Annotated in this window: 14 protein-coding genes; 9 read left to right on the forward strand and 5 right to left on the reverse strand. The window is 72.6% G+C overall.

The genetic code is table 11. The features are described 5' to 3' along the window. Nucleotides 1–8: 8 nt before the first annotated feature. Nucleotides 9–839, reverse strand: coding sequence for a universal stress protein (locus AB0J40_RS09115; protein ID WP_364449703.1), 831 nt, complete (start codon nucleotides 837–839; stop codon nucleotides 9–11). Between the two features lie 232 nt (nucleotides 840–1,071). Further along, complete coding sequence (ppk2, locus tag AB0J40_RS09120) at nucleotides 1,072–1,884, reverse strand: polyphosphate kinase 2 (RefSeq protein WP_364449705.1); 813 nt, start codon at nucleotides 1,882–1,884, stop codon at nucleotides 1,072–1,074. 206 nt (nucleotides 1,885–2,090) lie between these two features. Here ppk2 and AB0J40_RS09125 point away from each other — a divergent pair, with 206 nt between their 5' ends. Continuing rightward, entirely contained in the window at nucleotides 2,091–3,050 is a 960-nt protein-coding gene (locus AB0J40_RS09125) for a hypothetical protein (RefSeq protein WP_364449708.1), read from the forward strand. A 52-nt stretch (nucleotides 3,051–3,102) separates the two neighbouring features. Here AB0J40_RS09125 and AB0J40_RS09130 read toward each other — a convergent pair whose 3' ends face one another. Further along, the gene (locus AB0J40_RS09130) at nucleotides 3,103–3,738 is read right to left on the reverse strand and encodes a CBS domain-containing protein (protein WP_364449711.1); all 636 of its coding nucleotides are present in this window, start codon (nucleotides 3,736–3,738) and stop codon (nucleotides 3,103–3,105) included. A 2-nt stretch (nucleotides 3,739–3,740) separates the two neighbouring features. After that, nucleotides 3,741–4,628 carry a universal stress protein gene (locus AB0J40_RS09135; protein WP_364449714.1) on the reverse strand — a complete coding sequence of 296 codons (888 nt, stop codon included), beginning with the start codon at nucleotides 4,626–4,628 and terminating at the stop codon, nucleotides 3,741–3,743. A 190-nt stretch (nucleotides 4,629–4,818) separates the two neighbouring features. On the opposite strand from AB0J40_RS09135, the gene AB0J40_RS09140 reads away from it, so the two are divergent. From AB0J40_RS09140 to AB0J40_RS09155, 4 genes are all read left to right on the forward strand, one after another. Beyond that, nucleotides 4,819–5,694 carry a universal stress protein gene (locus tag AB0J40_RS09140; RefSeq protein WP_364449716.1) on the forward strand — a complete coding sequence of 292 codons (876 nt, stop codon included), beginning with the start codon at nucleotides 4,819–4,821 and terminating at the stop codon, nucleotides 5,692–5,694. Nucleotides 5,695–5,834: 140 nt separating this feature from the next. Further along, the gene (locus tag AB0J40_RS09145; RefSeq protein WP_364449719.1) at nucleotides 5,835–6,275 is read left to right on the forward strand and encodes a hypothetical protein; all 441 of its coding nucleotides are present in this window, start codon (nucleotides 5,835–5,837) and stop codon (nucleotides 6,273–6,275) included. Nucleotides 6,276–6,279: 4 nt separating this feature from the next. After that, nucleotides 6,280–7,233: a magnesium transporter CorA family protein gene (locus tag AB0J40_RS09150; protein WP_364449721.1), complete on the forward strand. Its 954-nt coding sequence runs from the start codon at nucleotides 6,280–6,282 to the stop codon at nucleotides 7,231–7,233. Nucleotides 7,234–7,313: 80 nt separating this feature from the next. Beyond that, on the forward strand, nucleotides 7,314–8,333 hold the full coding sequence (locus AB0J40_RS09155; protein ID WP_364449724.1) for a hypothetical protein: 1,020 nt from the start codon (nucleotides 7,314–7,316) through the stop codon (nucleotides 8,331–8,333). Between the two features lie 52 nt (nucleotides 8,334–8,385). Here the strand turns inward: AB0J40_RS09155 and AB0J40_RS09160 are convergent, their stop codons facing one another. After that, on the reverse strand, nucleotides 8,386–8,907 hold the full coding sequence (locus AB0J40_RS09160; protein WP_364449726.1) for a flavodoxin domain-containing protein: 522 nt from the start codon (nucleotides 8,905–8,907) through the stop codon (nucleotides 8,386–8,388). Nucleotides 8,908–9,198: 291 nt separating this feature from the next. Between AB0J40_RS09160 and AB0J40_RS09165 the strand changes: the two genes are divergently transcribed. The 4 genes from AB0J40_RS09165 (at nucleotide 9,199) to AB0J40_RS09180 (ending at nucleotide 12,135) form a co-directional block, all read left to right on the forward strand. Continuing rightward, complete coding sequence (locus AB0J40_RS09165; protein WP_364449727.1) at nucleotides 9,199–9,555, forward strand: spore germination protein GerW family protein; 357 nt, start codon at nucleotides 9,199–9,201, stop codon at nucleotides 9,553–9,555. Beyond that, the gene (locus AB0J40_RS09170; protein WP_364449729.1) at nucleotides 9,542–9,979 is read left to right on the forward strand and encodes a pyridoxamine 5'-phosphate oxidase family protein; all 438 of its coding nucleotides are present in this window, start codon (nucleotides 9,542–9,544) and stop codon (nucleotides 9,977–9,979) included. The genes AB0J40_RS09165 and AB0J40_RS09170 overlap by 14 nt, the downstream gene beginning before the upstream one ends. 87 nt (nucleotides 9,980–10,066) lie before the next feature. After that, nucleotides 10,067–10,759, forward strand: a complete 693-nt coding sequence (locus AB0J40_RS09175) for a response regulator transcription factor (protein WP_364450080.1) — start codon at nucleotides 10,067–10,069, stop codon at nucleotides 10,757–10,759. Continuing rightward, nucleotides 10,756–12,135 (forward strand): HAMP domain-containing sensor histidine kinase, encoded by a 1,380-nt coding sequence (locus tag AB0J40_RS09180; RefSeq protein ID WP_364449732.1) that lies wholly within the window; start codon nucleotides 10,756–10,758, stop codon nucleotides 12,133–12,135. The genes AB0J40_RS09175 and AB0J40_RS09180 overlap by 4 nt, the downstream gene beginning before the upstream one ends. Nucleotides 12,136–12,149: the final 14 nt, after the last annotated feature.

Raw genomic sequence — 12,149 nt, forward strand, 5'->3', positions numbered from 1 at the left:
CCTGGATTTCAGTGCACGACCACGACCGGGCAGGCCGCGTGCGCGAGCAGGGCGTTGCCCGTCGACCCCAGGACCCCGCCGGCGACCGGCCCGCGGCCGCGGGTGCCGACGACGATCAGCCGCGCGTCGGGGTCGGCGTTCAGCAGCGCGCGCGAGGCGATGCGGTCCCGCACGGCCTGTGCGGTGATGTCCAGCGCCGGGTACTTGCGGGCCCAGCTCGCGAGGTGGGCTTCCAGCTCGCGCTGCTCGGTGCTCCCGATGTCCGCGTCGGGCACCAGCAGGCCGTCGTGCCAGGCGTGCACGACCCGCACCGGCGCCCGCATCGCGGCGGCTTCCTCGATGGCGAACCGCAGAGCGTGCTCGCTGGAGCCCGACGGGTCGACGCCGACGACGATCGGACCGGTCCGCCCGGGCCGGTCCTCGGGCACGACCACGACCGGGCAGAACGCCCCGGCCGCGACCCGCAAGGCGACCGAACCGATCAACGCGCCGCGCAGCCCGCCGAGACCGTGCGAACCGAGGACGACGAGCGCGGCGCCGCCGGACTCGGCGACCAGCAGATCGACGGCCAGCCCGAGCCGCGCCGAGGTCTCGACCCGCACGCCCGGCGCCTGCTCGCGGGCGATTTCGGCGGCGCGGTGAAGGAAGCGGTGAGCGTGCTCGAGCAGCAGCTCCGAGTCGTGCGCGCGCGATGGGGCGCCTTCGAAGACGCAGGCGTGCAGGAGCTGCAGCGTCGTTCCGCGCCGTCGGGCTTCTTTCGCGGCCCAGCGGACGGCGTCGAAGGACGCCGCCGAAGCGTCCACCCCGGCGATTACGGGCCGGCCGGCGGTTGCGGTCATCAGTTCCTCCTGCGGGTCTCGGGAGTCAGCATTGCCGCTCGCGTGCTCACCGTTCAGAGCACGAAGTCCCTTTCACCGGGGACCAAATCCGCCTGTCCCGCGCGGTGGCCGTGAAAGCCCGGGAGCGGGCCGCGGCCTACGCGCGCACCGATCACGGCTGACGTTCCCCACCGGCTTCGATGGCGGCTTTTCCCTGGCGTTCATGACTTCTCCCGCTCAGCACTTCTCCCGCTCAGCGCGGCAGCAAGGTCGCCGCGTGGTCGGGAACGTAGTTCTGCAACCGCCGATCGGGGCGGAAGTAGCCGCTGGGCACCGGCCGCGGCGGCAGGGACACCGCCTGGCGGGGCACCTCGTGGTACGGAACGGTGGAGAGAAGGTGCGCGATCATGTTCAGCCGCCCGCGCCGCTTCTCCTCGCTTTCCACTACGTGCCAGGGAGATTCGGCGGTGTCGGTGTGCACGAACATGTCGTCCTTCGCCCGCGAGTAGTCCTCCCAATGCGTGACCGACTGCAGGTCGATGGTCGAGAGTTTCCATCGGCGCATCGGGTCGTCGATCCGGGCGGCGAACCGGCGTTCCTGTTCGTCGAGACTGACCGAAAACCAGTACTTGCGCAGCAGGATCCCGTCGCCGATGAGCAGCCGCTCGAAGATCGGGCACTGCTGCAGGAACCGCCGGTGCTCCTCCGGCGTGCAGAACCCCATCACCCGCTCGACGCCGGCCCGGTTGTACCAGCTGCGGTCGAACAGCACGATCTCGCCGGCCGCGGGCAGGTGCTCGATGTAGCGCTGGAAATACCACTGCGTCCGCTCCCGCTCGGTCGGGCTCGGCAACGCCACGATCCGCACCACGCGCGGATTGAGGTGCTCGGTGACACGCTTGATCGTGCTGCCCTTCCCGGCGGCGTCGCGGCCCTCGAAGACCACGACCAGGCGCGCGCCTTCGTGGCGCACCCACTCCTGGAGCTTCACGAGTTCGGCCTGCAGGCGCAGCAGCTCCCGCTCGTACACCGCACGCGGGATCCGCGAGTTCTTCCGTCCGGCCATGGCCCGACGCTACGAATCCCGCCGCACCGGGGCTGCGGCCGGACGTCGGCGACGCAGGGGTCTTTGGTCCCTCACTCCGGGGCGGTGCGGCCCTCGCCCGCGCCCGCCCGCGGGAGGACGGTCGGGAATGCACGCCACGTAGTTCCGTTCGAGGGCCGTGAGCGGCCAAGCCGAGCACGATGACAACCGACGGCGAGGAGGAACCGATGGACCACTCGATGCCCGACGCGTACACGGTCAGAGCGGCTATCGCCCTCGCGGTGCGTGCCCCTTCCGTCCACAACTCACAGCCGTGGGGCTGGCGGCTCGCCGGCCGCACGGTCGAGCTGCGCACGGACCCACGCCGTCACCTGCGGAACACCGACCCCGACGGCCGCGACCTGCTGGTCAGCTGCGGCTGCGCGCTGCACCACTTCACGGTCGCCGCGGCCGCCACGGGCTGGACCGCGCAGGTCCACCGGCTGCCCGACCCGGCCGAACCGGGACTCCTGGCCCGGATCGACCTGGTGCCGCACGACACCCGAGACGGCGACATCGCGCTCGCCGCGGCCATCCCGCGCCGCCGCTCGGACCGCCGCCGCTTCGCCGGCCGCCCGTTGCTCGTGCGGGACGAAGTGTTCCTCCGGAAGAGCGCCGCCGTGGAGGCCGGCAGGCTGCACCGGGCCGACCCGGGCTACGCGATCGAGCTGGCCGCCTGGAGCGGACGGAACTACGCCACGGACGGCGTGCCCGCCCAGAACACGATCCAGTCGCACCCGGCCGTCCGCGAGCTGCGCGTCCGCGACTTCGCCGGCGCGCGGCCGGACGACACCGAAGGTCGTGACGGCGCCGCGCTGACCGTGCTGTCCACCGCGGGCGACAGCGCTCTCGATCGCCTTCGCGCGGGAGAAGCCGCCAGCGCGGTCCTGCTGACCGCTACCCGGTTGAACCTCGCGTCGTGCGTGTACACCGAGCCGCTCGAGCTGATCTGCACCCGCGGCCTGATCCGCGACTGCGTCCTCGACGGCCACGGCGAGCCGCAGCTCGTCGTGCGCATCGGCTACCTCCCCGAGGGGGCTGCTCCGCTCCCGGCGACACCGCGGCGTCCGCTCGGCGAGGTCGTGCGGCCGGTGGCCCACCTGTACGGCGTCGGCCTGCCGGTACCGGCGCGGCTGCGCGGCCGGTGACAGGAACGAGGCCTCCGCCCGGATCCGGGCGGAGGCCTCGTTCGTGTGCCGTTCAGGCGACGTCGTTCCAGACGTAGTCCAGGCGGTTGCGGACCTCCACCACCCCGGACAGCTCGTGGATCAGCCGCGTCACCGGCTCGATGTCGCTGCGCCGCTCCACGCGCCCCACGACCGTCACGACCCCGGCCCGGACCTGCACGCGCACCCGGTCGGGCCCGAGGTCGAGCCGGTCACGCAGCACGCGGTCGGTGACTTCGCGCTCGAGGTCGGCGTCGCCGCGGGTGAAGACCGCCACCAGGTCGCGGCGGGACAGCACTCCGGCCACCTTTCCGCCCCGCAGCACGAACAACCGCCGGACGCCGGTGTGCGCGAACTCCGCCGCGGCGGCGGCGAGCGTGGCCTCGGCGTCGATCGTGACGGCCGGGCTGGTCATCAGGTCCTTCGCCGTGCACGCCGTCGCCTTGCGGGCCAGCCGGCGGTCACGCCACCGGGGCTTGCGGTCCTCCCACAGGTGCGGCAGCAGGTCGGCTTCGGAGACGACGCCGACGAGCGTACCCGTCTTGTCGAGGACGCCGACCGCGCTGATCCCGTTGCCGGTGAGCAGCTGGGCGATGTCCTTGAACGGCGTCGTCGTGGAAACGGTGATCGGGTCGGCGGTCATCACCGCGGACACCATTCCGGCGTTCATGTTCACTTCTCCTTCTCGGTGCGGACCACCATGACCGGGCACGACGCGTGATGCAGCAATGCCTGGCTCGTCGAGCCCAGCACCAGCCCGGTGAAACCACCGCGGCCGCGGCTGCCGACGACCACGAGCTGCGCGCCGTGGCTCGCCGACAGCAGCCGGGAGCGCGGCTTGTCGTGTTCGACCCGGCGCTCGAGCCGGACGTCCGGATACTTTTCCTGCCAGCCGGCGAGCCGCTGGGCCAGCAGCCGCCGGCCGGAGTCCTGAACGGCCTCGCCCTGGAAGGCGACGTTGCCGTCGCTGAACAGGCCCGCGGTGTCCCCGTCGTGCCACGTGTACAGCGCGACGAGCGGAGCGTTGCGGAGCGAGGCTTCCTCGAACGCCCAGGCGATCGCGGCCTCGCTCAGCGGGCTTCCATCGACGCCGACGACCACCGGGCCGTCGACGGACTCGTTCCCCCGCACGACCACGACCGGGCAGTGCGCCTTCGCGGCGAGGTCGACATCGGGCGAGCCGCTGAACAGGCCCGCGATCGCGCCGACGGGCTCCCCGGTGACCAGGATCCGCGCCCGCGCCGAGACCTCCAGCAGGCCGGGAACCGGCCCGCGGTCACTGGCCTCGGTGGACACGTCCAACCCGGGAACGGCGGCTTCGAGGGTCGCCCGCGTCGCGCGCAGCAGCTCGTCGGCTTCGGCCTGTTTGACCCTGAGCCAGTCGGACGGCGGGTACATCTTCCCCCCGAAGGCGGCGTCCTCGTAGCCGTACGCCGTGAAGACGCGCAGCGACGCGTGCCGGCGGGCGGCTTCCCCGGCCGCCCACAACGCGGCCGCCGCGGCCGTTTCCGAACCGTCGACGGCGACGACGACCGGCGGCGGGTTTCCGGTTGCGCTCATGACCTGTTTCCTCCGGGTTCCGGTGCGCGGACCGCGCATCCGACTCGAAGGTAGGGCGCGCCGGCGGGCGGACGCTGCGGCCGTTCGTCCCCGCACGCGAGGACCTTTGGCAGCTCCGGCCCACCCGGCCGGAAGCGCACCGTGGGAGCTCGAGGAGACGACCTGGGATGCAACGAGAACGGAGCCGCCGATGACCGCACCAGCCGGAAAGCCGATCGTCGTCGGGGTCGACGGATCGGCCGAGTCGCTCGACGCTGTCCGCTGGGCGGCCCGTACCGCTCGCCGGCGCGACGCGACGCTGGAGATCGTTTACGCGATCGACTTCTCGGCCTTGCTCGCCGGCGGTGTCGTGCCGCCGCCCGAGGAGATGAAGGACGTCCTGCGTGAGCGCGGCGGCCGCTGCCTGCGCACCGCGGCCGAGCTCGCGTCCGCGCAGGGCGTTACGGGCGCGACGACCCGGCTCGACCCCGACCGCGCCGCCCAGGCCCTCGTCGACGCGTCCAAGACGGCTGCCCTGCTCGTGGTCGGGTCGTCCGGAAAGGGCCGGCTCACCGGGCTCCTCGCGGGGTCTGTCGCGTCGGCCGTCGGCGCACATGCCTCGTGCGACACGGTCATCGTGCGCGGCGACGCCTGGGACGAGGCCGAAACCGCCGGACGTCCGGTCCTCGCCGGCATCGACGGCGGCGAAGCGAGCGGCCACATCCTCGGCGCCGCCCTCGACGAAGCCAAGTCCCGCCACGCCAAGCTGGTCGTGGTGCACGCGTGGGCCGACGACCCGCCACCGCACGAACCCGGCCACCCTGAGCACCACGAATCGGTGACCGACGCAGGCCACCGGCTGCTGGCCGACCGGCTCGGCGGTCACAACATCGGAGGCGTGGAAGTCGACCGGGTCGTCGTCCGGGCGCACCCGCGGCGCGAGCTGATCGAGCGCAGCGAGACCGCCCAGCTCGTCGTGCTCGGCGACCGCGGCCGCGGCGGGTTCCCCGGCCTCCTGCTCGGCTCCACCAGCCAGGCCTTGCTGCACAACGCGGCCTGTCCGGTGTACCTCGTACGCACCGCTTGAGGGAGGCGAAAGTCCTCGCGCCCATGGGCCTTCGACCCACCGCGACCGGTGTCCGTGGGCCCCGGGAACGGGGACGGTACGGCCCTCGTCGTCCGGCCCGGACCGGCGGAGCCTGGGACCAGACGAGAGTGAGGCAGCTCATGGACACCCACCGCGGATTCGCCCCGGCGACCACAGCCGAGCCGGCGTCCCCCCGCCGCAACCGCCCTGACCGGCTCGCCCTGCGGCCCGCCGACCGCGTCGATCCCCGCTACACCGACGTCACCGACCAGCGCCTGGCGCGCACGCTGACGGCGGAAGACCGGTCCGAAGAGGACGGTCTGGATCCGCTGGAGCGCATCACCTGCCGCACCCACCGCCGCTGGCTGCACGACTGCGTCGCCTCGCCCCTGCACGTCGTCGTCATCACCGGCACCCGCTGGTGCCGCACCTGCGAACACGCGCTGAACGTCGCGATCGACCAGCTGGCCGGCGACGTCTCGGTCCACTGCCCGTCCTGCGGCGACACCCCCGCCACCCGGGCCACCCGGCAGCTGGTGCGCGCCTGCCGCGCCAGCCTCGCCGCCGCCGACGACCGCTGAGCCGATGACGCGCAGCCGGTTGTACCGCAGCGGTGTCCTCGAGCGGGAGGACTTCCCCGCCACCGAAGCCGCCCACCACCTCGCCGACCCGTCGGTGACACTGTGGCTCGACTTCGACGCCCCCACCGCCGGCGACCTCGCGGCGCTCACCACCGAACTCGGGCTCCACCCGCTGGCCGTCGCCTCCGTTCTCGACGAAGACCACCAACGCCCCAAGCTCGTCCGCTACGACCGGCACTCGTTCCTCGCCGCCTACACGGTGCACGTGACCGACGGCGTCCTGACCGCCTCGGAACTCGACGCGTTCATCACCGACCGTGTACTGATCACCGTGCACCGCGACAACACCACCGACATCGACGCGCTCACCGCCCGCTGGGACACCACCCCGGAACTCGCCAAGAGCGGAGCCGCCTTCCTGCTGCACGGCCTGCTCGACTACCTCGTCGACGGCCACCTCGACGCCGTCCAAGCCCTCGACGAGCAAGTCGAGGCCCTCGAAGACCTCGTGTTCGCCGACCGCGTCGACCACACCGACCTGCAACGCCGCTCCCTGCGCCTGCGCCGCAGCCTCAGCCGCCTGCGGCACCTGGCCGTCCCGATGCGGGAGATCGTCGCCGCCCTCATGCGCCGCGACGACACGCTCCTGCCCTACTTCCAGGACGTCTACGACCACGTCCTGCGCGTGACCGAGTGGACGGAGTCCCTGCGGGAGCTGATCGCCACGATCCGCGAGACGCAGCTGAGCATCCAGGGCAACCGGCTCAACACGATCATGAAGAAGGTCACCAGCTGGGCGGCGATCATCGCCGTCCCGACCGCGATCACCGGCTTCTACGGCCAGAACATCCCGTACCCCGGATTCGGCCAGACGTCCGGGGTGTGGGTGTCGACGCTGGCCATCCTGGTCATCTCGGCAACGCTGTACGCGCTGTTCAAACGCCGCGACTGGCTCTGAACCCGGCGGGTGGCCAAAGTCCCCCGGCCGGGGTTCGAACGGCCCTGCTGTGACCGTCCGCCGCCGCCTGTACTGGCGGGATGACGACTGGCACCGCGAACCCGGCCCGCCCCGGCTTGCCGAATCGGACGTTGCTTCGGCTGCTCGGCTCCCGGCTTGCCCCGCTGCTGAACGGGACACTCACCGCTCTGCGGTACCGGTCCGCCACCGCGCCGAAGCCGATCACGCTCCCGGTGCAGTACGCCCGCTCCGGCGAGAACATCCTCGTCGCCGCCGGAAACCCCGGTCGCAAGCGCTGGTGGCGGCACTTCCGCCACGGCGCCGGAGCCGACGTCCTGCTCGACGGCCACTGGATCGCGGCAGAAGGGCGGCTGCTCGCCGGGGCGGAGCGCGACGCCGGAGCCGAGGCCTATCGCCGCCGCTTTCCCCGCGTCCCGCTGACCGCGGACACGCCGATCGTGGCTTTCACCGCTCCGCCGGTGCGCCTTTTGCGGGGTCGACGCCTGGCTTGGACGTGGTTCCTGGTCGTCACGGCCGCCGAATTCCTCGGTTTCGCGATCCCGGCCGTCGCGGGAGCCCTGACCGCGGACAGCCCCACCGCCGTTTCGCTGCCCGCCCTGCTGCTGGCCGGCGCGGTCGAAGGAGCCGCGCTCGGCACCGGGCAGGCACTCGTCCTCCGGCGCAGTCTGCCGGCCTTGCACACCCGGCGGTGGGTGGCGGCCACGGCCGGGGCGGCGTCCTTCGCCTACCTGGCGGGTCTCGCCCCGAGCACCTGGGCGGCGGACCTTGTGTCGTGGCCACCGATGGTGCTCTGGCCGGTGGCGGCCGTCCTCGGCACTGCCCTGCTGCTGTCCATCGGCTTCGCCCAGTGGCTGGTCCTGCGCCGCCTTCTCTCCCGCTCGGCTCGCTGGATCTTCACCACCGCCGGAGCCTGGCTGTTCGGCCTGGCCGTCTTCCTGGGCGTCACGACGCCGTTGTGGCAACCCGGTCAGAACCTCGCGCTGACCATCGTGATCGGCATTTTCGGCGGCTTGGTGCTGGCGGCGACGACGTCGGCGGTGACCGGCGTCGCCCTACGCCGCCTGCCGGGGCTGAGGTGAACCGATGCCACCGCCGTCCGCCGGTGCGCACGGCGGACGGCAAACCGGCCGTTCAGGCCACGGTCCGGCGCACGGCGGCGCCGAGTGCCGCGCCCCACGCCTCGGCACGGGACAGCTCGCCCGGCTCCGGGCCGGCGTCGATCGAACCGGTGCCGACGAAGAAGCTCTCGGCGGGCGCCGCCGCTCGGCCGCCGAGCCGGTCCAGCCGCTTCGTGACGCCGAGCGAGGCGGCACCGGTGAACACGCGCGGCTTGTCGATCCGGGTGTCGAACGCCGCGAACGCGAGCCCCGGCGGGAGCGACTCGAGGGAGTTCAGCCATTCCCGGATACCGGTCCGGGACCGCACCTCGTAATCCACCTGGTCCGCGGCCGACTTCCGGGTCGCGGCGCGGCTCATGCCGTGCACGTGGGTGGGCCCGCCGACGACGAGCAGCTCGACCCCGGAGAGGTCCGATGGTGCATCGTCGACGTTCACCACTTCGGCCCCGACCGACTCGGACAGGCCGTCGGCAATGGCCCGGGCCACCTTCTCGGTGGCACCGAACATCGACTCGAACACGATCACAGTTCGCATGTCCGCCTCCTCGGCGTTCCAGCCGGACCGGCTGGTGGGTCAGTTCTTCGATGTCCCCGGCCGCGCCTGACGATCTCGACTTGCCGGCGCTTCTCGCGCATGGGTCCTCCTCAGGTTTCTTCGGTGCGCCATCACGGCCTCCGGAGTCGCTGATTCGTGGTACGCCCAGCAAATCGGGACGAGTTCGGCACCGCCGCTGGCGAACGCCATCGGCGCCGGAGCCGTCGGTCACCGGCGGAAGGGACCATCGGCTCTGCCGCTCTCGCACCCACCCCGACGACACTTCGCGGCATGAAGGTCGACGAACTGCTCACGAAGGCGAAGGACGGGCTGGAGACCAAGATGGTCTACGGCGAGCCGTACGAAGTCGACGGCGTCACGGTGATCGTGGCGTCGACCGTCGGCACCGGCGGAGGTGGCGGCGACAGCCGCGACGAGAAGGGGCGCTCCGGCGAGGGCGCCGGCTTCGGGCTGTCGGCCAAACCGGTCGGGGCGTACGTCATCAAGGACGGCAAGCTCCGCTGGGAACCGGCCGTCGACGTGAACCGCCTCGTGGCGACGCTGGGCGCGATCGCCGTGGCGGCGATCTTCACCGCGACGCGGCTGGCCAAGCTCAAGTACCGCGCCCAGACCGATGAGCGTCCCTGATCTGGCCCCGCTGGGCCCGGCCCGCTGCCGCGCGCTGCTCGCGTCCGTCCCGCTCGGCCGCCTGGCTTTCGTCCGCGACGGGCGGCCGGAGGTCCGGCCGGTCAACTTCACCGTGGCGGACGACGCGATCTGGCTGCGGTCGGGCCGGAACTCCTGGGCCGACCGGCTCGACGGGCAACCGGTCACCTTCGAAGCCGACGCCTACGACCCCGGCGGCCACACCGGTTGGAGCGTGATCGTCACCGGGACCGCGACTCTTGCGACGGACGTCGAAACCGTGGCCGCCCAGCTCGGCGCCGGCCTCCGCTCGTGGGCTCCCCCACCACGCGACCGGCTGCTGCGGATCGGCGTCGACCGGATCGAGGGCCGCCGGCTCGCCCTCCGGCCGGACGCGGACGACGCGACCGAATCGGGCGCACCGTGACGACACGGAAGCCGTGCTTTACCGACCGCTAACCGTCCGCTGGTGTCCTGGAAACCCGGCAGGATGTCGAGCCTCCGCGCGGGCATCATGGCGGCCATGCCACACCGCGTCCTGCTCGCCGACGACGACCGCGCGATCCGGGAATCACTGGTCAGAGCCCTCGACCTCGAGGGCTACCACGTCACCGAGGTGACCGACGGCGTCAGCGCACTGGCCACCGCCCGGCGCGAAGACTTCGACGTCCTGATCCTCGACGTGATGATGCCCGGCGTCGACGGCCTCGGCGTGTGCCGCGTCCTCAGAGCCGAAGGCGACCGGACGCCGATCCTCATGCTGACCGCCCGGGTCGAAACCCCCGACCGGGTGGCCGGGCTGGACGCCGGAGCCGACGACTACCTGCCCAAGCCCTTCGAGCTCGACGAGCTCCTCGCGCGGCTACGCGCCCTGCTGCGCCGCACGTCGCCGGAGCCGGACGCGCGGCACACGCTCCGGCTGGGCGAACTCGCGGTCGACCCGGCGGCCCGGCGGGTGTGGTGGCAGGGCACCGAGATCACCCTCTCCAAAACCGAGTTCGACCTGTTGGAACTGCTCGTGCGCAACGCCGGGATCGTCGTCGACCGGGCCACGATCTACCAGCGCATCTGGGGCTACGAGTTCGGCGCGGACTCCAAGAACCTCGCCGTCTACATCGGCTACCTCCGACGCAAGCTGGAGCAGGCCGGCGCCACCGAACTGATCCACACGGTGCGCGGCGTGGGCTACTCGGTGCGGCCGGCATGAACCTGCGCAGCAAGCTCGCCATCGCGTTCGCCGGCGTCGGCGCGGCGGCGGCGATCCTCGTCGGGGTCTTCAGCTACCAGGCCGCTTCGCAGCGGATCAACGCCGAGCTCGACCGGTCGCTGCTCACGACGTCGGCCGAGGTCGCCGCCGGGGCGACGCAGATCCTCGCGCCGAGCCCGGTCACCCGCGGCCCCGATGACGACGACCACGACGAGGCCCAGCCCATGGTGGCGCAGGCGATCGCGCCGGACGGGACAGCCCGCCCGCTGGGCGGACGGCCGGTCCACCTCACCGTCGACGACGCCGACCGCGCGCTCGCCGCGACCGGTGCCCTCGCCGACCACCGCTACCGGAACTTCACCGCCGGCCGCGACGACTACCGCGTGATCACCGTGGCCCTCGGACCCGGCCGCGGCGCGATCCAGCTCGGCATCGACGTCGACGAGTCCCGGCACGTGCTGGCCGAGCTGGCCGCCCGCATCACCGGGGTCAGCGCGCTCGTCCTGGTCGCGGCGGCGCTGGCCGGATGGCTCCTGGCCCGGCAGATCACCCGGCGGCTGGTCCGGCTGACCCGGGCGACCGAGCAGGTCGGCGACGGCCGCCTCGCCGACGTCGCGGTCCCGGTGGGCGGGCGCGACGAGGTCGGCCGGCTCTCGAGGTCGTTCGACCGCATGCTCGGCAGGCTCGCCGACGCCCGCGCCGACCAGGAACGCCTCGTCCAGGACGCCGCCCACGAACTGCGCACCCCCCTGACCAGCCTGCGCACCAACGCCAGCGTCTTGCGCCGGTTCGGCGAGCTCGGTCCCGACGCCCGGAGCAGGCTGCTCGACGACGTCGACGGCGAGGCCCGCGAGCTGACTCACCTCATCGACGAGCTCGTCGAGCTGGCCACCCGCCGCTACGAAGCCGAAGAACCGGCGCCGGTCGAGCTGGGCCGCGTGGCCGAGCGCGCGGCCGAGCGCGTCCGGCGCCGGTCGGGGCGCGTGATCACCGTCGATTCCGACGCGTCCGCCGTCACCGGCCAGCCGAAGGCCCTCGAGCGCGCCGTGTCCAACTTGCTGGAGAACGCCGTGAAGTTCGCCCCGGAAGGACCGATCGAGGTCGTCGTGCGCGACGGACGCGTGCAGGTGCTCGATCGCGGGCCCGGCATCGGCGACGAAGACACGCCGCGGGTGTTCGACCGGTTCCACCGCGCGGACGGGGCCCGGAGCCTGCCCGGCTCCGGTCTCGGGCTGGCCATCGTGCGCGAGATCGCCGTCGCCCACAGCGGCTCCGTGTTCGCCGAGCCGCGCCCCGGTGGCGGCGCGGTGGTCGGGTTCACCGTCGGACCTGATCTTCTCTTACCGATTTCTCACCCTGGTCACGTCGACGGCTAACCGGACTCCGGAAA

This window comes from Amycolatopsis sp. NPDC049691, assembly GCF_040675005.1.
In the GTDB taxonomy this organism is placed as follows: domain Bacteria; phylum Actinomycetota; class Actinomycetes; order Mycobacteriales; family Pseudonocardiaceae; genus Amycolatopsis.

Coding starts and splice junctions, on each gene's coding strand:
- AB0J40_RS09115 (WP_364449703.1), bottom strand. CDS start 839: ATGACCGCAACCGCCGGCCGGCCCGTAATCGCCGGGGTGGACGCTTCG.
- AB0J40_RS09130 (WP_364449711.1), bottom strand. CDS start 3,738: ATGAACGCCGGAATGGTGTCCGCGGTGATGACCGCCGACCCGATCACC.
- AB0J40_RS09180 (WP_364449732.1), top strand. CDS start 10,756: ATGAACCTGCGCAGCAAGCTCGCCATCGCGTTCGCCGGCGTCGGCGCG.
- AB0J40_RS09155 (WP_364449724.1), top strand. CDS start 7,314: ATGACGACTGGCACCGCGAACCCGGCCCGCCCCGGCTTGCCGAATCGG.
- AB0J40_RS09150 (WP_364449721.1), top strand. CDS start 6,280: ATGACGCGCAGCCGGTTGTACCGCAGCGGTGTCCTCGAGCGGGAGGAC.
- AB0J40_RS09170 (WP_364449729.1), top strand. CDS start 9,542: ATGAGCGTCCCTGATCTGGCCCCGCTGGGCCCGGCCCGCTGCCGCGCG.
- AB0J40_RS09165 (WP_364449727.1), top strand. CDS start 9,199: ATGAAGGTCGACGAACTGCTCACGAAGGCGAAGGACGGGCTGGAGACC.
- AB0J40_RS09145 (WP_364449719.1), top strand. CDS start 5,835: ATGGACACCCACCGCGGATTCGCCCCGGCGACCACAGCCGAGCCGGCG.
- AB0J40_RS09140 (WP_364449716.1), top strand. CDS start 4,819: ATGACCGCACCAGCCGGAAAGCCGATCGTCGTCGGGGTCGACGGATCG.
- AB0J40_RS09175 (WP_364450080.1), top strand. CDS start 10,067: ATGGCGGCCATGCCACACCGCGTCCTGCTCGCCGACGACGACCGCGCG.
- AB0J40_RS09135 (WP_364449714.1), bottom strand. CDS start 4,628: ATGAGCGCAACCGGAAACCCGCCGCCGGTCGTCGTCGCCGTCGACGGT.
- AB0J40_RS09160 (WP_364449726.1), bottom strand. CDS start 8,907: ATGCGAACTGTGATCGTGTTCGAGTCGATGTTCGGTGCCACCGAGAAG.
- ppk2 (WP_364449705.1), bottom strand. CDS start 1,884: ATGGCCGGACGGAAGAACTCGCGGATCCCGCGTGCGGTGTACGAGCGG.
- AB0J40_RS09125 (WP_364449708.1), top strand. CDS start 2,091: ATGGACCACTCGATGCCCGACGCGTACACGGTCAGAGCGGCTATCGCC.